19 protein-coding genes are annotated in these 20,309 nt (G+C 75.7%); 14 read left to right on the forward strand and 5 right to left on the reverse strand.

Going from position 1 to position 20,309, the window contains the following annotated elements:
• The 5 genes from IE329_RS24580 to IE329_RS24600 form a co-directional block, all read left to right on the forward strand.
• On the forward strand, positions 1-1,913 hold a 1,913-nt coding region (locus IE329_RS24580), incomplete at its 5' end, for an AMP-binding protein (protein ID WP_190213140.1).
• Positions 1,914-1,917: 4 nt separating this feature from the next.
• Entirely contained in the window at positions 1,918-3,195 is a 1,278-nt protein-coding gene (locus IE329_RS24585; RefSeq protein ID WP_190213141.1) for an MFS transporter, read from the forward strand.
• Positions 3,192-3,782 (forward strand): GNAT family N-acetyltransferase, encoded by a 591-nt coding sequence (locus IE329_RS24590; RefSeq protein ID WP_190213142.1) that lies wholly within the window; start codon positions 3,192-3,194, stop codon positions 3,780-3,782. The genes IE329_RS24585 and IE329_RS24590 overlap by 4 nt, the downstream gene beginning before the upstream one ends.
• Entirely contained in the window at positions 3,779-4,609 is an 831-nt protein-coding gene (gene ddaH, locus IE329_RS24595) for a dimethylargininase (protein ID WP_190213143.1), read from the forward strand. The genes IE329_RS24590 and ddaH overlap by 4 nt, the downstream gene beginning before the upstream one ends.
• Before the next feature lie 283 nt (positions 4,610-4,892).
• Positions 4,893-5,060, forward strand: coding sequence for a hypothetical protein (locus tag IE329_RS24600; RefSeq protein WP_190213144.1), 168 nt, complete (start codon positions 4,893-4,895; stop codon positions 5,058-5,060).
• Between the two features lie 111 nt (positions 5,061-5,171).
• On the opposite strand, the gene IE329_RS24605 is transcribed toward IE329_RS24600, so the two are convergent.
• Together IE329_RS24605 and IE329_RS24610 are read right to left on the reverse strand one after the other, a co-directional pair.
• Complete coding sequence (locus IE329_RS24605; protein ID WP_190213145.1) at positions 5,172-6,215, reverse strand: cation diffusion facilitator family transporter; 1,044 nt, start codon at positions 6,213-6,215, stop codon at positions 5,172-5,174.
• A 71-nt stretch (positions 6,216-6,286) separates the two neighbouring features.
• A complete protein-coding gene (locus IE329_RS24610; protein WP_229927720.1) occupies positions 6,287-7,090 on the reverse strand; it encodes a helix-turn-helix domain-containing protein in 804 nt (267 codons plus the stop codon).
• A 49-nt stretch (positions 7,091-7,139) separates the two neighbouring features.
• Between IE329_RS24610 and IE329_RS24615 the strand changes: the two genes are divergently transcribed.
• The gene (locus tag IE329_RS24615) at positions 7,140-7,667 is read left to right on the forward strand and encodes a DUF2000 domain-containing protein (RefSeq protein WP_190213147.1); all 528 of its coding nucleotides are present in this window, start codon (positions 7,140-7,142) and stop codon (positions 7,665-7,667) included.
• Positions 7,668-7,808: 141 nt separating this feature from the next.
• Here the strand turns inward: IE329_RS24615 and IE329_RS24620 are convergent, their stop codons facing one another.
• Entirely contained in the window at positions 7,809-11,081 is a 3,273-nt protein-coding gene (locus IE329_RS24620) for an AfsR/SARP family transcriptional regulator (protein WP_190213148.1), read from the reverse strand.
• A gap of 337 nt (positions 11,082-11,418) precedes the next feature.
• On the opposite strand from IE329_RS24620, the gene IE329_RS24625 reads away from it, so the two are divergent.
• From IE329_RS24625 to IE329_RS24645, 5 genes are all read left to right on the forward strand, one after another.
• Positions 11,419-12,450 (forward strand): hypothetical protein, encoded by a 1,032-nt coding sequence (locus IE329_RS24625; RefSeq protein WP_190213149.1) that lies wholly within the window; start codon positions 11,419-11,421, stop codon positions 12,448-12,450.
• 53 nt (positions 12,451-12,503) lie between these two features.
• Positions 12,504-12,914, forward strand: coding sequence for a VOC family protein (locus IE329_RS24630; RefSeq protein WP_190213150.1), 411 nt, complete (start codon positions 12,504-12,506; stop codon positions 12,912-12,914).
• A 295-nt stretch (positions 12,915-13,209) separates the two neighbouring features.
• Positions 13,210-13,812, forward strand: coding sequence for an HAD family hydrolase (locus IE329_RS24635; protein WP_229927727.1), 603 nt, complete (start codon positions 13,210-13,212; stop codon positions 13,810-13,812).
• A 72-nt stretch (positions 13,813-13,884) separates the two neighbouring features.
• Positions 13,885-14,340 (forward strand): MarR family winged helix-turn-helix transcriptional regulator, encoded by a 456-nt coding sequence (locus tag IE329_RS24640; RefSeq protein WP_190213152.1) that lies wholly within the window; start codon positions 13,885-13,887, stop codon positions 14,338-14,340.
• A 272-nt stretch (positions 14,341-14,612) separates the two neighbouring features.
• On the forward strand, positions 14,613-15,830 hold the full coding sequence (locus IE329_RS24645) for a C40 family peptidase (RefSeq protein ID WP_190213153.1): 1,218 nt from the start codon (positions 14,613-14,615) through the stop codon (positions 15,828-15,830).
• A gap of 73 nt (positions 15,831-15,903) precedes the next feature.
• Here the strand turns inward: IE329_RS24645 and IE329_RS24650 are convergent, their stop codons facing one another.
• Both IE329_RS24650 and IE329_RS24655 read right to left on the reverse strand, forming a co-directional pair.
• Complete coding sequence (locus IE329_RS24650; protein ID WP_190213154.1) at positions 15,904-16,113, reverse strand: hypothetical protein; 210 nt, start codon at positions 16,111-16,113, stop codon at positions 15,904-15,906.
• Between the two features lie 71 nt (positions 16,114-16,184).
• Positions 16,185-16,934, reverse strand: a complete 750-nt coding sequence (locus IE329_RS24655) for an AraC family transcriptional regulator (protein ID WP_190213155.1) — start codon at positions 16,932-16,934, stop codon at positions 16,185-16,187.
• Between the two features lie 94 nt (positions 16,935-17,028).
• On the opposite strand from IE329_RS24655, the gene IE329_RS24660 reads away from it, so the two are divergent.
• The 3 genes from IE329_RS24660 to IE329_RS24670 all read left to right on the forward strand — a co-directional run bounded on the left by IE329_RS24660 (position 17,029) and on the right by IE329_RS24670 (position 20,251).
• Complete coding sequence (locus tag IE329_RS24660; protein WP_308438398.1) at positions 17,029-18,309, forward strand: MFS transporter; 1,281 nt, start codon at positions 17,029-17,031, stop codon at positions 18,307-18,309.
• 158 nt (positions 18,310-18,467) lie between these two features.
• A complete protein-coding gene (gene pnuC / locus IE329_RS24665; protein ID WP_190213156.1) occupies positions 18,468-19,130 on the forward strand; it encodes a nicotinamide riboside transporter PnuC in 663 nt (220 codons plus the stop codon).
• Positions 19,127-20,251, forward strand: coding sequence for an AAA family ATPase (locus IE329_RS24670; protein ID WP_190213157.1), 1,125 nt, complete (start codon positions 19,127-19,129; stop codon positions 20,249-20,251). Before pnuC ends, IE329_RS24670 begins: the two co-directional genes overlap by 4 nt.
• The last annotated feature ends 58 nt before the right edge of the window (positions 20,252-20,309 follow it).

A 20,309-nucleotide genomic window follows, 5' to 3' on the forward strand; every position in this document is an offset into this window, starting at 1 on the left:
CCTACGAGCTGTGGGTGCCCCTGCTCGCCGGCGGCACCGTGGTCGTCGCCCCGCCGGGGGAGGTCTCGCCCGCCGTCCTGCGGGAGGTGGTCGCCCGGCACGCCGTCAGCACGCTGTTCCTGACCAAGGGACTCTTCGACGTGGTCGCCGAGGAGGACCCGGGCGCGCTGGCCGGGCTGCGGACGGTCGGCACCGGCGGGGACACCGCCTCGGCGGCGATGGTGCGGCGGATCGCCGCGGCGGCGCCGGGCGTCACCCTGCTGAACCTCTACGGGCCCACCGAGATCACCACCGCCGCGACCTGCCACACCCTGGACGGCTCCGTCCTCGCCGGCGGCCCGGTGCCGATCGGCACCCCGCTGGACAACACCCGGGTGCACGTCCTGGACGAGCACCTGCGGCCGGTGCCGCCCGGGGTGCCGGGCGAGCTGTACATCGCCGGCGCCGGCCTGGCCCGCGGGTACTGGAACCGGTCCGCGCTGACCGCCGAGCGCTTCGTGGCCTGCCCGTTCGCCCCGGGCGAGCGGATGTACCGCACCGGCGACCTGGTCAGGTGGCGCTCCGGCGGAGTGCTGGACTACCTGGGCCGGGCCGACGACCAGGTGAAGATCCGTGGCTTCCGGATCGAACTCGGCGAGATCGAGGCCGTGCTGGCCCGGCACCCGGACGTCCGGCAGGCGCTGGTCGTCGCCCGGGAGGACCGGCCCGGCGACCGGCGCCTGGTCGCCTACTGCACGGTCGCGGCGGACGCCGGCCCGCCGGAGGAGGAGCTGACCCGCTGGGCGGCGCGACAGCTGCCGGGGTACATGGTGCCCTCGGCCGTCCTGCTGCTGGACGCGCTGCCGCTGAACGCCAACGGCAAGGTCGACCACCGGGCGCTGCCGGCGCCCGGGCAGCGGGCGACCGGGCCGGGGCGCGGACCGCGGACCTCCCAGGAGCGCATCCTGCGCGACCTGTTCGCGGAGGTGCTCGGCCTCGACGGGCCCGCGGCCGGGGCGCCGCAGGTCGGCATCGACGACAACTTCTTCGAGCTGGGCGGCCACTCGCTGCTGGCGACCAAGCTGCTCAGCCGGATCCGGACGGCGCTCGGCGCCGACCTCGGGATGCGGGCGGTGTTCGAGGCCCCGACGGTCGCCGGGCTGGCCGCCCGGCTGACCGGCGGGGAGGCCCCGGACGCGCTCGACGTCCTGCTGCCGCTGCGGTCCGGGGGCAGCCGGCCACCGCTGTTCTGCGTCCATCCGGCGGCGGGGATCAGCTGGGTGTACTCCGGCCTGCTCCGCCACCTGGACGCCGCCCACCCGGTCTACGGCCTCCAGGCCCGGGGGCTGCGCGGGGACGCGCCGGCGAGCGTGGCGGAGATCGCGGAGGACTACCTCGGGCAGCTCCGGTCCGTCCGGCCCGAGGGCCCCTACCACCTGTTGGGCTGGTCCTTCGGGGCCGTGGTGGCGCACGCGATGGCGGTCCGGCTGCAGGAGGAGGGCGAGCAGGTGGCCCTGTTGGCGCTGCTGGACGGGGCACCGGCCCGGCCCGGGGAGCCCGCCGCGGGCCCGGCGGGGGAGCCGGCCGACACCCTGGCCGAACTGCTCCTCTCGCTCGGGTACGACCCGGCCGACCCGCGCGGCCTCGCGGACCTGGAAGCGATGCTCGGCGAGGCGGCCCGGGGCCTGCCCGACGTCTTCGCCGGCAACGAGAAGGTGATGCGCGAGCACGTCCCCGGGCACTTCGAGGGGGACGCGGTGTTCTTCGGCGCCACCCTCGACAAGCCCGCCGGCTGGCCGTACGAGGAGGCCTGGCGGCCCTACGTCGGCGGGCGGATCGAAGCGTACCGACTTGCCTGTGAACACGGCGCGATGACGCAGCCGGGTCCGATCGCACGGATCGGGTCCGTGCTGGCCGAGAAGTTTGGGGAGTAGAGCGATGAGCCGTGTCGATGTGGAACCCAAGGTCGAGGAGCGGCCGCCCCGGGGGCGGTGGGGCCTGCTGGCGGAGCCCGACTTCCGCCGGCTGTGGATCGGCGAGACGACCAGCGGCCTGGGTACGGCCGTCGGCAACGTCGCGCTGGCCCTGGTGGCGGTGGTGACGCTGGGGGCGAGCCCCTTCATGGTCGGCCTGCTGACCGCCTCGGCCTGGCTGCCGTGGCTGTTCCTCGGGCTCACCGCTGGTGCCTGGGTGGACCGTTGGCCGCGCCGGACGGTGATGCTGGTCTGCGACCTGGCGCTGCTGGTGCTGTTCGCGAGCGTCCCGGTGGCGGGCTGGCTCGGGGTGCTCACCATCGGCCAACTGGTCGTGGTGGCCCTGCTGACCGGGGCGGTGAAGGTCTTCTTCAGCACCGCGTACGGGGCGGTGGTGCCCTCGCTGGTGGCCAAGCCCGACCTGCTGGAGGCCAACGTCAAGCTGCGGGCCGGCGAGTCGGCGGTGGAGATCGCCGGCCCGGGCGTCGCGGGTGTCGTCTCGCAGCTGTTCGGGGCGGCGACCGGGATGCTGCTGGACGCCGTGACCTACCTGGTCTCCGCGCTCTTCCTGGGGGCGATCGAGACCCGGGAGAAGCCGCCGGCCCGAGCCGCCCGGCAGAGCATCGTGCGGGAGATCGGGGAGGGGGTGCGGTTCCTGGTCCGTGACCCGTACCTGCGGACGCTGGCCTGCTTCGGCGCGGTCGGCAACCTGGCCCTGAACGGGATCCAGGCCGTCCAGACGGTCTTCCTGGTCCGCGGCGTGGGCCTGGACCAGGGCGGCGTCGGCCTGGTGTTCGCCGTGGTGAGCGTCGGCGGGCTGGTCGGCGCCTCGGTGGCCGGCCGGATCGCCCGGCGCTTCGGCACCGCCCGCGGCCTGCTCGTCTGCGAACTGGTGGTGGCGCCGTTCATCCTGCTGCTGCCGACCGCCGGCCGGGGGGTGCCGCTCCCGGTGAGCGTGCTCGCCTGGTCGGTCGCGGTCTGCGGGGTGGTGGCGGGCAACGTGATCGCCGGCAGCTTCTACCAGACCTATTGCCCGCCGGAGATGATCGGCCGGATCCGGGCGAGCGCCTCCACCGTCAACTACAGCGCGATACCGGTGGGCGCCCTGCTGGGCGGCTACCTCGGCGGAGTCCTGGGCAGCAGGACCACGATCTGGATCATGTCCGCCGTCCTGCTCTCCGCCGGCCTGATCCTGCTGGCCAGTCCGATCCGATCCCTGCGGAACTTCCCGGAGCACTCATGACCGACACCGTTGTGACCAGCCTCGACATCAGAGCACTGCGGGCGGCCGACAGCACCGCCGTCGCCGACCTCTACCTGCACGACCGCCACTTCCTGCGGATGTGGGAGCCCGAGGAGGCGGACGAGTTCTTCACCGGCCCCGGCCAGCGCGAGGCGGTGGAGTCGACGCTGCGCGAGTGCGCGAGCGGCCGGATGCTGGCCTGGGTGATCGTGGCCGGCGGCGAGATCGTCGGGCGGGTCAACCTCAACAACCTGGCCATGGGCCCGCTGCGGAGCTGCTCGATCGGCTACTGGGTGGCCCAGCGGTACGGCGGCCGGGGGTACGCGAGCTTCGCGGTGGAGAGCGCGCTCGACATCGCCTTCCACGACCTCGGCCTGCACCGGGTGGACGCCTTCGCCCGCCTGGACAACGCCCGCTCGCTGCGGGTGCTGGAGAAGAACGGCTTCCGGACGGTGGGCGTCTCGCGCGGCCACCTGCACGTCGGCGGCCGCTGGCAGGACGAGATCTACCTGCAGAAGCTGGCGCCCTGGGACGACGGCGTCCAGCTCGAACCGGCCTTCGCCACCTCGATCCTGGGAGAGTCATGACCCGCCCGCAGCACCCCCGGACCGCCCGCCCCCGGCACTACCTGATGTGCCGTCCGACCCACTTCGAGGTGACCTACTCGATCAACCCCTGGATGGACCCGGCGAAGCCGGTGGACGGCCCGCTCGCGGTCACCCAGTGGGAGCGGCTGCGCGACCTCTACACCGCCTTGGGCCACACCGTGGAGGAGATCACGCCGCTGCCCGGGCTGCCCGACATGGTGTACGCGGCGAACGGGGCCACCGTGGTGGACGGCCGGGTGCTGGGCGCCCGGTTCCGCAACGCCGAGCGGTCCGCCGAGGGGCCGGCCTACCTGGAGTGGTTCCGGGCCCGGGGCTACCGGGAGACCCTCGACCCGGTCCACGTGAACGAGGGCGAGGGCGACTTCCTGGTCACCGACACCTGCGTGCTGGCCGGCCGGGGCTTCCGCAGCACCCCCGCCGGGCACCGCGAGGCCCAGGAGTTCTTCGGCCGCCCGGTGGTCGGGCTGGACCTCGTCGACCCGCGCTACTACCACCTGGACACCGCGCTGAGCGTCCTCGACGGCGACGAGGTGATGTACCACCCGGCCGCCTTCTCGCCCGGCAGTCGGTCGGTGCTGCGGCGGCTGTTCCCCGACGCGCTGCTGGTGGCCGAGGCCGACGCGGAGGTGTTCGGGCTCAACGCGGTGAGCGACGGACTGAACGTGGTGCTCCCCGAGGCGGCGACGGGGCTGGCCGCGCAGCTGCGCGGCCGGGGGTTCCGGCCGATCGGGGTGGACCTCTCCGAGCTGCTCAAGGGCGGTGGCAGCGTGAAGTGCTGCACCCTGGAGATCCGGCCGGGCACCTGAGGCCGCGGGCGGCCGGCCCCGCGGAGCGCGGTCGACGGCGTCGGCCGGCCGTCGATCGACGCCCCGCCCGGCACCTCGTCCGTCACCCCCGATCCACGGTGAACGGTGCAGGTCAGCGCCCTGGTCGACGGGATCGACGGCCGGCCCCCGGCTCGATCGACGCGGCGGCCGGGGAACGGTGCTCAAGCGTAGATCCGGCGTTGACCGGCCCTTGTCAGAGTGGTGTCACCGAAGAGGCGGCGAACAGGGCCGCCGGAGAATCACTCCCAGGGGGTAACCAGTCATGAAGACCCGATTCAGCAAGCTCCGGTTGGTCGCGGCGGGCCTCGGCATCGCGATGGCGATCGGCAGCGCGGCCGGCACGGCGGGGACCTTCGGAGGGACGCACCACCGGGTGGTCGTCGCGGCCCCGGACGCGGGCCTGGAGGACTGGAACAGCACCGGCTCCTGAGCCCGGCCGCCGATCACCGGCCGCCGGCCCCGGCACGGTGGATTCCGGGCCGGCACCACGCACACGGCCGCCGGAGCGCGGCCGTCCCCCCGGGGCGTTCGGCCCCGGCGTTCAGATCACGCTCCCGCTCCCGCTCTCCCCCTCCCCAGGCCCGGGGTCCTGTCCCGCGGCGGGGCGGCCGGGTGTCGGGTCCAGGTAGACCCGTGAGACGGCGGGAAGAGCGGCCCGGATCACCCGCTCGGCCTGTTCGCAGGCCAGCTCGACATCGTGCGCCGTCGCGGGTGACTCGAAGGCGACCTTCGCCGCGACCAGGATGTCCTGCGGGCCGTGCACCAGCGTCACCAGGTCCACCACCTGGCGCACCTGCGGCAGTTCGCGCAGGGCGCCCGCGATCCGGTCCTCCGCGGACTGCGGCAGGGCGCGGCCGATCAGCAGGGAGCCGTTGGCACGGGCGAGCACCACCGCCACCCGGGCGAGCAGGGCACCGATCAGCAGCGAGGCGCAGCCGTCCCAGACCTCCGAGCCCGTCAGCCGGGAGCACAGCAGCCCGCCGAAGGCCAGCAACAGGCCGATCAGCGCGGCGACGTCCTCCAGGTAGACCGCCCTGACGGCGGTGTCGGGCGTCAGCCGCAGGTAGCGGCGCCGTGAGACGCCGAGCTGCCCGGCCTCCCCGCGCACCTGGCGGACCGTCCGGGCCAGCGACACCGACTCCAGGACGAAGGCGACCCCGAGGACCAGGTACGAGAGCGCCTGGCCGCCCGGCTCCTTGCCGCCGCCGGTGAGCGTGCGCACGCCGTCGTTGACCGAGAAGACCGCGCCGCCGACGAAGGTCGCGAACGAGGCCAGCAGCGCCCAGACGTAGCGCTCACGACCGTGGCCGAAGGGATGGGTGTCGTCGGCCGGGCGGGTGCTGCGCCTGAGGCTGAGCCAGAGCAGCACCTCGGTCACGGTGTCGGCCAGCGAGTGCGCCGCCTCGGAGAGCATCGCCCCGGAGCCGCCGATCAGACCGGCCGCCGCTTTGGCGATGCTGATGCCGAGGTTGCACAGCCCGGCGACGATCACCGTGACGGTGCTCCCGGAGGAGTCGCCGGTACCGGGCGGGCCGGCTTCCACGGGGTGTACGGCGGGGCCCGCGGCGGGGGAGGTGTTCGGCATGCCCGGCCCCTGCCCCGTCCGCCGCGACCCATGCGCGCGGCGGCGCCGGTCCGGCACGGCGGCGGGACGGGCTACCCGGAGCGCGCCGGCCCGGCGTACCGGCCCGGCGTGGTGCCCACCACCCGCTTGAAGTGCCGGGTGAGGTGGGACTGGTCGTAGAACCCCGCCGCGGTCGCGACCTCGCCCGGGGGCCGTCCGTCGAGGAGGAGCCGGCGGGCCAGGTCGACCCGGCGGGACACCAGGTACTGGTGCGGGGCGATGCCGAACACGCCGCTGAAGGCGCGCACCAGGTGCGCGGGGTGGGCGTGGATCATGGCGGCGGCCTCGGCCAGGGCGATCCCGGTGGTCAGCCGTTCGTCGAGGAGGTCGCGCAGGCTCCCCGCGACACCGTGGTCGGGCACCGCGGCGGCGACGGCCGGCCCGGGGCGCAACCGCTCGCGCAGCCGCTCGGCGATGAGGGCCAGCCGGTTCTCCGCCTCGAACTCGTCGCCCGGGCCGGCGAGGGCGGTGTGCAACTGTCCGACGCGCCGGCGCAGGACGGGGTCGATGATGTCCGGGGCGTCCACCGCCGGCCCGATGAACCGCTCGTCGAGCTGCGTCAGGTCCAGGTAGACCACGCGCTTGCGGAAGCCGTGCGGGGTGGCGGGCGAGCCGTTGTGCGGGACCTGCGGCGGGAGCAGGCTCACGGTGTCGTCCGGGGTGCCGCGCCGGTGGCGGTCCAGGTCGTAGCGGACCACGCCTTCGTCGACGATCAGCAGGGTCCAGGCGTCATGGACGTGCATGGGGTACGCGTGCTCGGTGAAATGGGCGTGGAACACCTCCACGACGCCCGCCACCGGCGGGCGCCAGGCGCTGATCTCCGGCCGGGGCGTCACGCAAGGAACGTACAAGACGGAGCCGGGGCGCACCCGGCAGTCTCGAAGCATGAGAACCGAGAACGCGGCCCGCACCCGGGCCGAGCACCCAGCCGGGCCCGGAGCCGAGCACGCAGCCGCTACCGGAGCCGAGAACGCGGCCGGGGCGGGGGACGGGAGCGCCCCCGTCCGCTTCGACACCAAGATCGCCGTGCTGCTCCGCGACGACCTGGCGTCCTGGCAGCGGCTGAACGTCACCGCCTTCCTGGTCAGCGGACTCGGCACGGCGTCGCCCGAGGTGATCGGCGAGCCGTACGAGGACGCCGACGGCACCGTCCACCTGCCGATGTTCCGCCAGCCCGTGCTGGTCTTCGAGGGTTCGAAGGAGACGGTGACCGCCGCGCACGGCCGTGCGCTGTCCCGTTCGCTGCCGACCTCCCTGTTCACCGCGGACCTGTTCGGCACGGGGAACGACCGGGACAACCGGGCGGCGGTCCGGGCCGTCGGCACGGCCGAGCTCGACCTGGTGGGGATCGCCGTGTACGGGCCGCGGAACGCGGTCGACAAGGTGCTGAAGGGCGCGCGGATGCACCCCTGAGCACCCGCGCCGCGCCGAAGCGGGCCGGTGGCCGCCTCGCGACGGGCGGCCACCGGCCGGTGGGCCCCGGCCGACGGGTCGGGGGCCGGCGGGCCAGGTCAGGTCAGGTCAGGGCGGGTGGAGCAAGGAGCGGACGCCGGGTCAGGGTAGGGCCGACACCAGCGAGGGCTCGCGCAGCAGCCCGGCCACCTCGTCCGCGTCCGGCAGGCCGAGGCGGGTGAACAGGGCGAGGGCCAGTTCGAGGCGGGCCCGCGCCTCCGGTGCCCGGCCGAGGTCGGCCAGCGCCCGGCCCAGCACCACCATGGCCTGCGCCTGGTCCCGTTCGGTGCCGACCTCCTCGCAGAGCAGCAGGGCCCGTTCGGCGTGGTCGAGCGCCTCCGCCGTCCGGCCGAGGGTGCGCAGGCTGTCGGCCAGCCGGTAGCGCGCGTGGGCGGCCCGCTCCCGGAGCCCCGCGTCGGTCGACACCGTGAGGCACTCGCCGAACCAGGTCACCGCCTCCTCGTGCCGGCCCAGGAAATGCAGCGCCAGCCCGAGCACGTACAGGGTGTAGGCCCGGCCCGGGTCGTCCTGCCTGGTCCGCAGCTCCGCCAGGACGGCGTGGCAGATGGTCACCGCCTCGGCCGCCCGGCCGCTGCGCACCCGGGCCAGCGCCGAGTTGACCGTCGTCACCACCGCCCCCGACCGGTGGCCCAGGGCCCGCGCGAGCGACAGCGCTTCGTCGTAGTGCCCGACGGCCTCGTCGTGGCGGCTCAGGTACTGGCAGATCAGGCCCAGGTCGTTGAGCGCCTGGCGGAGGATCACCGTGTCGCTGGTCTCGCGGCAGGCCTCGGCCGCCAGCCGGGCCTCGGCCTCGGCCTGGTCGAGCAGCGTGGCGGACAGCGCGATGTTGCCCCGCAGGAAGCGGGCCCGGCCCTCGGCCCGCCGGTCGCCGTGCCGGACGGCCGCCTCCACCAGGGCCTCGGCGGCGGAGCCGAACTGCCGGCTCAGCGGGGTCAGGCCGAACGGCGTCAGCGCGATCAGCAGGTCGATGGCGCGGCGCAGCGGCAGCCGGACGGGCTGCGCCGCCTCGTCCGGCCCGGCCTGGCCCGCTCCGCCCCCGTCCGGCCCGGCCGGGCCTGCTCCGCCCCCGTCCGCGGCGGCCGGGACGGCCTTCGCCCATTCGGCGACCTGGGCGGCGAGCGCCACCGCGCCGGGGGTCTCGGCCGCGGCCCAGGCCTTGGCGTCGTCCCGGCTGTCCAGGCCGAGCCCGGGGGAGCGGGCCGGGCCGAGCGCGCCGGCCGCCGGGTCACCGGGCACCACGTGCTGGAACGCGGTGCAGGCGGTGGCGAGCTGGTGGTCGAGCAGCCGGTCCCTGGCCGCCACGTACTCGCCGCCGGGGCCGGCCGGACCGGCCGTACCGTGCGGGGCGCCGGCCGCCGCCGCGCCGGCCGGGCCGCCGTCCCCGGTCCGCTCGTGCTCCGGGCGGCGGCGGGCGAAGGCGCGCAGCAGGTCGTGGTACCGGTACCGGCCTGGGAAGGGCGAGTCCACCATGGCGACGTCCACCAGGGACTCCAACAGGTCCTCGGCGTCGTACTCGTCCAGGTCGAGCAGGGCGGCGGCGGCCGCGAGGCCGATGTCCGGCCCGTCGACACTGGCGGCCAGCCGGAAGGCCCGGGACTGGTCGGCGGTGAGCTGGCGGTAGCTCAGTTCGAAGGCGGCCTCGACGGCGAGGTCACCGATCCGCAGCTCGTCGATCCGGCGCCGCTCGACGGCCAGCCGCTTGCTGAGGGTCTGCACCGTCCAGGACGGCCGGGCGGCCAGCCGGGCGGCCACGATCCGGACCGCCAGCGGCAGGTAGCCGCACGCCACCACCAGGTCGAGGGCGGCTTCGCGCTCGTCGGCCAGTCGCTGCGGGCCGATCGTCCGGGCGAGCAGGTCCAGCGCCTCGTCCGGCCGGAAGACGCCGAGGTGCTCCTGCACGGTGGCGGGCAGGCCGCCCAGCCGGGTGCGGCTGGTGGTCAGCACGGCGCAGCCGACCGCCCCGGGGAGCAGCGGCCTGACCTGGGCGGTGTCCTTGGCGTTGTCGAGGACGAGCAGCAGGCGCCGGCCGTCCACCATGGACCGGAACAGCGCGGACCTCGCCTCGACGCCCTCCGGGAGGGACTCGGCCGGGGCCCCCAGGGCGGCCAGGAACCCGGCCAGCACCGCCTCCGGCTCGGCCGGTGCGGCGTCGCTGCCGCGCAGGTCGGCGTAGAGCTGGCCGTCCGGGAAGGCGTCGCGGATCCGGTGGGCGACGTGCAGCGAGAGGGCGGTCTTGCCGACGCCGCCCATCCCGACCACGGTGGCGATCACCAGGGCCTGCGGGGCCGGGGCGGCGAGGGTGGCGCAGAGGGTCTCGACCAGGGCCGAGCGTCCGGTGAAGTCGGACGCGTCCGGCGGGAGCTGGGCGGGCCTGGGGGCCGCGCCGGCCGGCTGCCGGGGGCGGTGCGGGGGCGGCGCCGGGTCGGTCCGCCCGCCGGAGTCCCGGCCGGCCGTGTCCCGGGCGGCCGCGTCCGGGCCGGTGGGGGCGGCGCCGGGCTCGGCCCGGTCCCTGCGCGGGGGCGCCGGCCCGTCCGGGACGGTGGAGCCGGCCCCGGCGGGGCCTTGGCCCGGTGGTCTGCCCACGGGCGGGCCCGGCGGCCGGCCGAGCCCGACCGGCGCGGCCGCGGGCGCCAGCGCGGGGTCGCCCTCCAGGATCCGGCGGTGCAGCGTCTCCAGCTCCAGGCCCGGGGGTACGCCGAGCTCCTCCAGGAACAGCTGGCGCGCCCCGCGGAACACCGCCAGCGCGTCGGCCTGCCGGCCGGCCTGGTAGAGCGCCTGCATCAGCAGGCCGTAGGACTTCTCGTGCAGCGGGTACTCGGCGGTGAGCGCCGTCAACTCCGGGATGCAGCGCGCGAAGCGGCCGAGCGTGAGGTCCAGCGAGATCCGCTCCTCCAGCAGCGCCAGCCGCAGCTCGTCCAGCCGCTTGCGCTGCCGTTCCGCGAACGGGCCCGGGATGCCGGCGAGCGGCTCGCCCTGCCAGAGGTCCAGCGCCTGGTTGAGCAGGTCCCGGGCCTGCTCCGGCTGCCCGGCGTGGGCCGTGCGCTCGGCCCGGGCCGCCAGCTCCTCGGCCCGGGCGGTGTCCACCGCGTCCTTCGGCAGCACCAGCCGGTAGCCGTCGCCGACCGAGACCAGCACGTGCGGCGCGGCCCGGTCGTCCTCCAGGATCTTGCGCCAGCGCCAGGCGTACGTCCGGACGGTGGTCATCGCGGCGCCCGGCGGCTCCTCCCCCCAGAGGGCGTCGATCAGGTCGTCGGCGCGCGCGGCCCGGCCCGGACGCAGCAGCAGCACCGCGAGCATCGCCTGCTGCTGCGGGCTGCCCGTGCGCAGCGCGACCTCGCCCCGATAGGCCCGCATCAGACCGAGTAACGAAAACCGGAAGTCGTCCATCCCTGCCCCACCCCACTGCACCCCACGCGGCTGCCCCGCCCGTGCGCTCCACACTAAACACGGGCGAACAGCCACATGTCGAGATGGCGTTGAACAGATTGTGATCGACCGTTGACGCATCCTCACTACCGTCGGTGGAGCCGACCGGGGCCCGCCCGCCGCAACGGCACCGCCCCGGCCGGGACGCGGCGACGCCGCCCGCGACCGCGCCGGGCACCTCGGACCGGCCGCCGGAGCCGGGCCGCCGCCCCGGTCGCCCGCGACCCGGACGGGTCATCGACCACGCTGTCTGGAGGCGGACGCCATGCACACCGACCTGTTGTACGACCTGCTAGAGGTGGACCGCCAGGCCGGACCGGCCGAGCTGCTGCGGACCTCCCGCGCGGTCCACCAACTGCCCTACCTCGTCCTCTCCCTGCTCGCCCGGGAGGAGGTCAGGATGGGCGAGCCGGCCCGCGCGGAGCTGCGCCGGGCCCGGGCCAGGACCGAGCACTACGCCGAACTCGCCCGCGGGCTGGAGCAGTCCACCGGCGTCCGGGCGATCAGGGGGCTGCGGCTGGCCGGCTACTACCCGTCGGGGCTGCTGCGCCCGCAGGGCGACCTGGAGCTCGTCGCCCCGGGCGAGGCCGCGCTCTGGCGGGCGGTGGCGAGGCTGGTCGCCGACCACCCGGTGGAGGAGATCGGCGTGACGGTGTTCGGCGGCCGCCCCCGGCACACCGCCGTCACCCTGGACTGGCCGGCCGCGGACCCGCTGGTCGACCCCTGGTACCGGGTCGGTCTCTGTACCGCGGCCCTCGCCGGTGACCTGGCGGCGGTCCCGGTCCGCCCGGTGCTGGTGGCCGAGGACCACGTCGAGTGCCTGATCGCGCTGGCGGAGGAAGGTCTGCGGCGGGCCTTCCAGGTGCGGGACGTGGTCGACGTCCTGATGCTCGCCCAACTGCCCTTCGACCCGGTGGAGACGGCCGCCCTGGTCGCCGCCTACCGGCTCGCGCCGGAGGCCGCCGCCCTGCTCGACCTCGCGGCCGCGCACGTCCCGCTCGGCCCGCTGGCCGGGGTCCGCGCGGCCCTGGAGCCCGAGGTGGGTGCCGAGCTCCGCCGCCGGGCGGCTGCTCCGGCGGCCCGGGCCGGCCGGGCCGCCGGGCCCCGGCACGGCGTGCTGCTGCGCCGCACCGTCACCCGGGACGACTGGGACGGATCGCGCTGCATCCCGTTCGAGCACGGGGAGTTGCTGCTCACCCCGGTCGCCGACTACCTGCTCCCGGCGGACGGGGCCGCCGCCCAGCCGCGGGACGCCGCGGCGCTCGCGGCGCTGCACGCCTGGGACGCCACCGGGTGAGCGCCGGCCGGCGCGCGCGTTAGGCTGGGGGCCCGTCGAGGAGAGGATCCACAGTGCCGGCCGACGCGAAGTCCCATGTCCGTCTGGCCCGGCCGTCCCTGGACCTGGCCGCGGCCGAGCGGTTCTGGGTCGGCGGCCTGGGGCTCGACGTGCTGTACCGGCACGAGGGGACGGGCACCACGGGCGACCACTCGCTGCTGATGGCCGGCTGGCCCGACGCTGCCTGGCACCTGGAGCTCGTCGGGGCGCCCGAGCTCGCCGCCGCCTCCCCGCCCGGCCCGGAGGACCTCTTCGTGGTCTACCTGGACGAGCCCGTCCCCGCCGCCCTGGTCGAACGCCTGGAGCGGCACGGCGGCACCCGGGTGCCCGCGCACAATCCGTACTGGGACGAGTGGGGCGTCACCCTCCGGGACCCGGACGGGCACCTGCTGGTGCTCTCCTCCCGCGGGTGGTCCAACTCCTAGGCCGTGTCTGACAATTCGCGGCGGATCAGCGCGCGGCGTTGGGCGCCCGGCTGGGCGTGCGTCCGCATCGTCCTCGTACTTGGCCGTACTCGGGCGATTCGGGCGTGCGTCCAGGCGGGATGCCCGGCGTCGCGCGCCCGGCGGGAATTGTCAGACACGGCCTAGGCACGGCCGGCCCGCCGGTCGCGCCCGGGCCCGGTGGGGGCGCGGCACGCGGTGGCCGGCGGCCGGCCGGGCCGGGGCGGGGGAGACCGGCGGCGGTCCGCGCCGGGGGGCCTTGTACGGTGGTGCGGTGATGCTGAGTCTGCCCCCCGGTGAGTTCGACGCGTACCTCTTCGACTGCGACGGGACGGTCGCCGACTCCATGCCGCTGCACTTCGTCGCCTGGCGGCAGGCGCTCGGCGAGTGGGACTGCGAGCTCTCCGAGGACCTCTTCCACGCCTGGGCCGGGCGAACGGTGCCCGACATCATCGCCGACCTCAACGCCGAGCGGGGACTGGCCATGCCGGTGGCGGTCGTCGCCGCCCGCCACCTGGCGCTCTACCAGGAGATGCTGCCTGAGCTGGCCGCGGTGCCCGGCGTGCTGGAGCACATCGAGGACGCGCACGGGCGGATCCCGTTCGCGGTGGTGTCCGGCAGCAGCCGGGAGTCGGTGACGGCCTCGCTGACCACGCTGGGACTCCTCGACCGGTTCGAGGTGCTGGTCTGCGACGGCGACTACCGGCGGCCCAAGCCCGCCCCGGACCCGTTCCTCCTGGCGGCCCGGCGGTTGGGCGTGGATCCCGCGCGATGCCTGGTCTTCGAGGACGCCGACAACGGGATCCGGTCCGCCGAGGCGGCGGGCATGGCCTGGGTCCGGGTGCCGCCGCCGCAGCAGCGCCGGCTGACGCACGGGTAGGCCTGCGGACGTGAGCCCCGGGCGCCTCCGCGACCGCGGCGAAGCGTGTGCCGGGCACGCTAATCTGTGGGGGTGACGGATTCGACCGGACAAGACATCGCCCAGGCCCTCGGGCTGCTCCTGCGCCGCAGCACCCGCGCCCGCCTGTACGTCCGGCTGACCGAGGGGTTGGGGGAGGCGGTCGACGACCTCACCTACCCCGTCCTCAGCGGCCTCGCCCGGGCCGGCCCGCGCAGCGCCGCCGACCTCGGCCGCGAGATCGGGCTGGACCGCACCACCGTGACCCGGCGCGCCGACCGCCTGGAGCAGGCGGGCCTGCTGGAGCGCCGGCCCGACCCCGCGGACGGCCGCGCCACCCTGCTCGCCCTCACCGACGACGGCCACGCCGTCGTGGCGGCCACCCGCCGACGGCTCACGGACGCCGTCGACGCCTCGCTCGCCGGCTGGCCGCCGGCCGACGCCCGGAACTTCGCCCGCCTCCTGCGCCGCTTCGTCGACGAGGGCCCCTTCGCGGACGGCGAGGGCTGACCGCCGCCGGCCGGGCGAACGGCCCGGCGGACGCTCCGGCCCGCAGGGGCGTGACCCACGGCGCCGGGCGGGGCCCGGTCTCCTGTGGTGGTCGCCGAGGCATGGGAACCGGGCCTGTGGTGGGGGTCGCCACAGGCCTGTGAAGCAGTCGTGCCGGTGCCGCGATTTTCGGCCCAGGGCCTATCGGGACGGGGCTCCCACTGCTTCAATGGCCGCCATCAACTCCCCCCTCCCTCCTGCCACTTCAGGCAGCCGACCCTCGGGACTCGCTGATGACTACGCGCGTCGACCCGTTACCGCGCCGAGCACTCCTGATGCTGCGGCACGCGGCCCTGCTGGCCGTGTTCGCCTCCCTGCTGGTCTTCTTCGCCGGGGCGCAGCCCGCCCGGGCCGCCCCCGCCTGCGGGGTGCTCGCCTCCGGCGCCGCGCCGCAGGCCACCGCCGCCGTGAACTCCGCCTGCGGGCTGATCGGCACCCCGTACTCCTGGGGCGGCGGGCACGGCGCGCAGCCCGGGCTGTCGTACGGGATCTGCGACGCGTCCAACGGTGCCCCGAACGACTGCCACGTCCGGGGCCTGGACTGCTCCGGCATGGTGCGCTACGCCTACTACCTGGCGGTGGGCACCGATGTGATCAACGGGGTGACCACCACCCAGTGGCCCTCCTCGCGGGCCGTCGCCCGGTTCTACCGGGCCGACGGGACGGGGCCGTTGCTCCCGGGGGACCTGGTGTTCTTCGGCAGCACCGCCTCCACCATCCATCATGTGGCGATGTACCTCGGCCAGGGCTGGATCGCGGAGGCACCGTACTCCGGCGGCCACGTCCAGGTGGCGGCGCTCTCCTCGCACGGTGACTACTACGGCGCGATCCGCCTCTACGGGCCGGGGGGCGGGTCCCCCGACCCGCCCGGCGGCGGGCAGTACTGGGTGGACACCTTCGCGAACGCCCCGGTGTTCGGGTCGCCGACCAGCACCAGCAGTACGGGGACGCTGTACCAGGGGACCAACTACGTGTTCTGCAAGGCCTGGGGCCGTGAGGTGGCCAGTGGGAGCAGCTTCAACCACTGGTGGCTGAAGACGGATCCGGACGTCGGTCCGGGCGGTCAGTGGGTGTCGGCCTTCTACCTCTCCCGGTGGGGCAACGACGTGGCCAAGGACAACAACGGCACCGTGATCCCGGACTGCCCGGGCGGCTCGACCACACCGCCGCCGGCCGCCTCCAAGTACTGGGTGGACACCTTCGCGAACGCCCCGGTGTTCGGGTCGCCGACCAGCACCAGCAGCACGGGGACGCTGTACCAGGGGACCAACTACGTGTTCTGCAAGGCCTGGGGGCGTCAGGTCTCCAGTGGGAGCAGCTTCAACCACTGGTGGCTGAAGACGGATCCGGACGTCGGTCCGGGCGGTCAGTGGGTGTCGGCCTTCTACCTCTCCCGGTGGGGCAACGACGTGGCCAAGGACAACAACGGCACGGTCGTCCCCGACTGCTGACGGCCGTCCGCCGGTGCCCGGTGACCGGCCCCGGACGGTGTCACCGTCCGGGGCCGGTCACCGTTGGCCGTCCCTACGGGCGGCCGGCGTCGGAGAAGGGCAGCAGGTCGCGGTCGCCGAGCGGTCGCCGTACGGCGGCCGGGACGGGCTCCTCCGTGCCGGGCGGCCGGCGGAACACCGGAGCCGTCGAGACGGGCAGCGGCCCGGTGTGCGCGGCGGGTGCGGAGTCGTCCGAGGCGGGGTCGGAGAAGGGCTGCCCCAGCGGGCGGCGGTTGAGGGTCATGATCCAGTCTCGCAGGTCCGGGCGCCGCCTCCGAACAGGGGCCCGGGTGAACTCCGGATGGGCCGCCCGGCTCAGTGCCCGCCCTCGCGCCGGTGCCGGCCGGGAGTGGTGCCGAAGGCCAGCCGGAAGGCCTCCACGAAGGCGCTCGGCGAGGAGTGGCCGGTGGCGGCCGCGACGGCGGTGACCGACTCGCCGGCGGCGAGCAGGGTCAGGGCGTGCTGCAGGCGCAACTGGGCCCGCCACTGGGGGAAGCTCATCCCCGTGTCGCGGCGGAAGAGCCGGCTGAGGGTCCGCTCGGAGGCGCCCACGGCCGCGCCGAGCCGGGCCAGCGGGCGCTGGTCGGCGGGGTCGGCGGCGAGCAGGTCGGTGACGTCACGCAGCCTCGGGTCGGAGGCCGCGGGCAGCAGCATCGCCAGCGGCGGGGCCTGCCGCAGCTGGTCCAGGGCGACCTGCTCCAGGGTGCGGAGCTGCTCCCCGGCGGGCGAGTCCGGCCCGCTGAGCAGGGCGATGACCTCGCGCAGCAGCGGCGTCACGGCGAGCACCGCCGGCCGCTCCAGCCGTAGCGGGTTCACCTCGGCGGGGAAGGCCAGGCAGCGCAACTCGGCCGGCCCGTAGGCCTGGTGGGAGTGCGGGACGCCTGCCGGGAGCCAGACCGCGCGGTGCGGCGGGACGACCCACCGGCCGTCCGGCGTGGACACCTGGAGGACTCCCCGGCCCGGGCAGATCAGCTGGTTCGCGGTGTGGAAGTGCCACTCGACGCGCTCGCCGTGGGCCAGCGGGCGGCGGGTCGGATCGTGCGGGTGCTGGCGGAATTTCGACATTTCTTGTCAGAGTAACGGAAGCCGACCACCCGGTGCTCCCGGCAGCTTGAGGCCCGTACCGACAGCAGGCCGATCCGGGAGGTCGATCCACGGCATGAACAGCCGTACGCAGGACAGCAGGGAGCACGGCGCCGGGCGGCGCACCGGTCCGCCGGAGCCGGCCGCACCGGCGGCCCCGCCCGGAGCCACGCCGGCCGCACCGCCGGTGGCGGTACCCGCGGGGCCCGGCGTCTGGCGCCGGATGCGGATGTGGGGCGTCGCGCACGCGGTGGACGACCTCTACCAGGGCCTGGTGCCGGCCGTGGTGCCCTACTTCGTGCTGGAGCGCGGCTACGGCTACGTGGCGGCCGGCGGGCTCACCCTGGCCGCGACGCTGGGGAGTTCGGTGCCGCAGCCGTTCATCGGCGTGGCCGTCGACCGGATGCGGCTCGGCTGGCTGGCCGCCGCCGGGGTGGCACTGGCGGGCCTCGGTCTCGGGCTGTCGGGGTTGGTGTCGTCCTACCCGGCGGTGTGGCTGCTGGTGCTGCTGTCCGGCCTCGGGGTGGCGATGTTCCACCCGGCCGCGGGCCGGGCCGCGCGTGAGGCGGCGGGGGAGAGCGCGGCCGCGATGGGCGTCTTCGCGGCCGGCGGCAGCGTCGGCTTCTTCCTGGCGCCCGTCCTCGCCACGCCCGCCCTGGTGGCCTGGGGGGTCGGTGCCACGGTGCTGTTCGTGCCGCCCGCGCTGCTGATGGCGTACGTGCTGTTCCGGGACCGCCACCGGCAGCGCGCGCTGGCCGCCGCCCGCGCCGGGGCGCCGGCCGGCACCGACCGCTGGGGGCCCTTCCTGCTGCTGACCGCCGTCGAGGTGGTCCGCTCGGTGGTCTTTTTCGGTGTCAGCACCTTCGTGACGCTGTACTGGCTGCGCGATCTGCACGCCTCGCAGACCCTCGGCGGGGTGGCCCTGGCCTGCTTCCTCGGCGGCGGGGTGGCGGGCACGCTCGGCGGCGGGCGGATCGCCGACCGGATCGGGCTGGTGCGGACCGTCCGGCTGGGCACGCTGCTCGCGGTTCCCGCCCTGGCCGGCCTGCGGCTGATGCCCGGGCAGTACCCGCCGCTGCTGTTCGCGGTGCTGGCGGGCGCCGCGCTCAACCTGCCCTTCGCGGTGCTGGTGAAGCTCGGCCAGGACTACCTCCCCACCCGGCCGGGCACGGCCGCCGGCGTCACCCTCGGGCTGGCGGTGAGCATCGGCGGCCTGATCGCGCCGGTGCTCGGGCTGATCGCGGAGAGCCACGGCCCGCGCGGGGTGCTGGCGGTCCTGTGCGCGGTGCCGTTGCTGGGGGCCGGGCCGGCGTACTTCCTGGCCGAGCCCGGCCGGGCGGCGGCCGGACCGGGGTGAGCGGGCGCCGGCCCGTCGGCGAGGGGGCGGGGGCCGCTGCCCGCCCTCCCGCCGGAGGCCGGCGGCTCGGCCGCCGGGTGCGGCACCCCAGGTGGAAGGGTTGCGCAGCCCCTCCCGGATCATTATCGTCACCCTGACCATAATGTGCAGGAGGGGCCGTGCCCATCACCGAATTCCTGAGCGACCTCACCGCGCCGCTCACCACCGTGCTCGGCCACGTCGGCGGCGACGAGGTGACCTGGGCCGAACTGCTCGGCTTCGCCACCGGCGCGGCCTGCGTCTGGCTGACCGTCAAGGGAAGGACCTGGAACTTCCCCGTCGGCATCGCCAACAACGTCTTCTTCCTGGTCCTCTTCGCCGGGGCCCGGCTCTACGCCGACGCCGCCCTGCAGGTGGTCTTCCTCGCCCTCGGCGCACACGGCTGGTGGCAGTGGCTGCGCGGCGGGGCCGAGCGCACCGGCGTCAGCGTCCGCCCCGCCGGGCCGGGCCTGCTGGCCGCCACCGCGGCCCTGCTCGTCCCGGTGACCTGGGGGCTCACCGTCCTGCTGGCCCGGGCCGGGGACAGCGCCCCGTTCTGGGACGCCCTCACCACCGCCCTGTCACTGGCCGCCCAGTGGCTGCTCAACACCCGGCGGATCGAGACCTGGTACTTCTGGATCGCCGCCGACCTGGTCTACATCCCGCTCTACCTCAGCAAGTCGCTGGACCTCACCGCCCTGGTCTACCTGCTCTTCCTCGGCCTGTGCGGGCTCGGCCTGCGGGCCTGGCGCCGCGACCTGGCCGCCGTCGCGGGGCCGGAGCCGACGGCGGTGCCGGCATGAGCGCGCGGTTCCGGCACGGCCTGGTGATCGGCAAGTTCTACCCGCCGCACGCCGGCCACCACTTCCTGATCCGCAGCGCCGCCGACGCCTGCGAGCTGGTCACCGTCGTGGTGATGGCCGCCGACGTCGAGTCCATACCGCTGGCGGCCCGGGTCTCCTGGGTCGCCGAGGCCTGGGCCGGCGAGCCGCACGTCCGGGTGGCCGGCGTGGCCGACAACCTGGCGGTCGACTACGGGAGCGAGGCGGCCTGGGACGGGCACGTCGCCCTGATGCGGGACGGTGTCGCCCTGGCCGACGCCGCCGACATCCCGGCGCCGGAGGTGGACGCGGTGTTCAGCTCCGAGCCCTACGGCACCGAACTGGCCCGCCGCTTCGACGCCGCCGCCGTCCTGCTGGACCAGGGCCGGGACACCTTCCCGGTGTCGGGGACGAAGGTCCGCGCCGACCCGGCCGGGTACTGGGCGGACCTGGAACCGCCCGTCCGGGCCTGGCTGGCCCGCCGGGTGGTCGTGCTCGGCGCCGAGTCCACCGGCACCACCACGCTCTCCCGCGACCTCGCCGCCGCGCTGCGCGCCAGGGGCGGCCCGCACGCCCTGACCGGCTGGGTGCCCGAGTACGGCCGGGAGCTGACGGCCGCCAAGCTGGCCGTCGCCCGGGCCGTCGCCGACCCGGCCGGCCCGCGGCCGACCGTCTTCGACCTGGAGTGGGACGACCAGGACTTCGAACTGGTCTGCCGCCGGCAGAGCGCCGCCGAGGACGGGGCCGCCCGGGCCGGCGGCCCCGTCCTGGTCTGCGACACCGACGCCCTCGCCACCACCGTCTGGCAGGAGCGCTACCGGGGCGCGGTCACCGCCCCGGTCCGGGAGCTGGCCGCCGGGCTGTCACCGCGCGCGCTCTACCTGCTCACCTCGGACCAGGGCGTCCCGTTCGACGACGACGGCCTGCGCGACGGGGAGCACCTGCGCCCCTGGATGACCGGCCGCTTCCGCGCGGTGCTCGCGGCCGGCGACACCCCCTGGCTGGAGCTGCACGGCGACCGCGTGCGGCGGCTGGAGCAGGCGCTGGCGGCCGTGGACGCCCTGCTCGCCGAAGGATTGCCGCTCGCGGACCCGCTCGGCTGAACCGGCGGCGGTGCGGCGGCCGGGGCGGCGTCCCGGTACCCCGGCCCGGCCGCCGGCC

Source organism: Kitasatospora indigofera (assembly GCF_014655955.1).
Classification (GTDB): domain Bacteria; phylum Actinomycetota; class Actinomycetes; order Streptomycetales; family Streptomycetaceae; genus Kitasatospora; species Kitasatospora indigofera.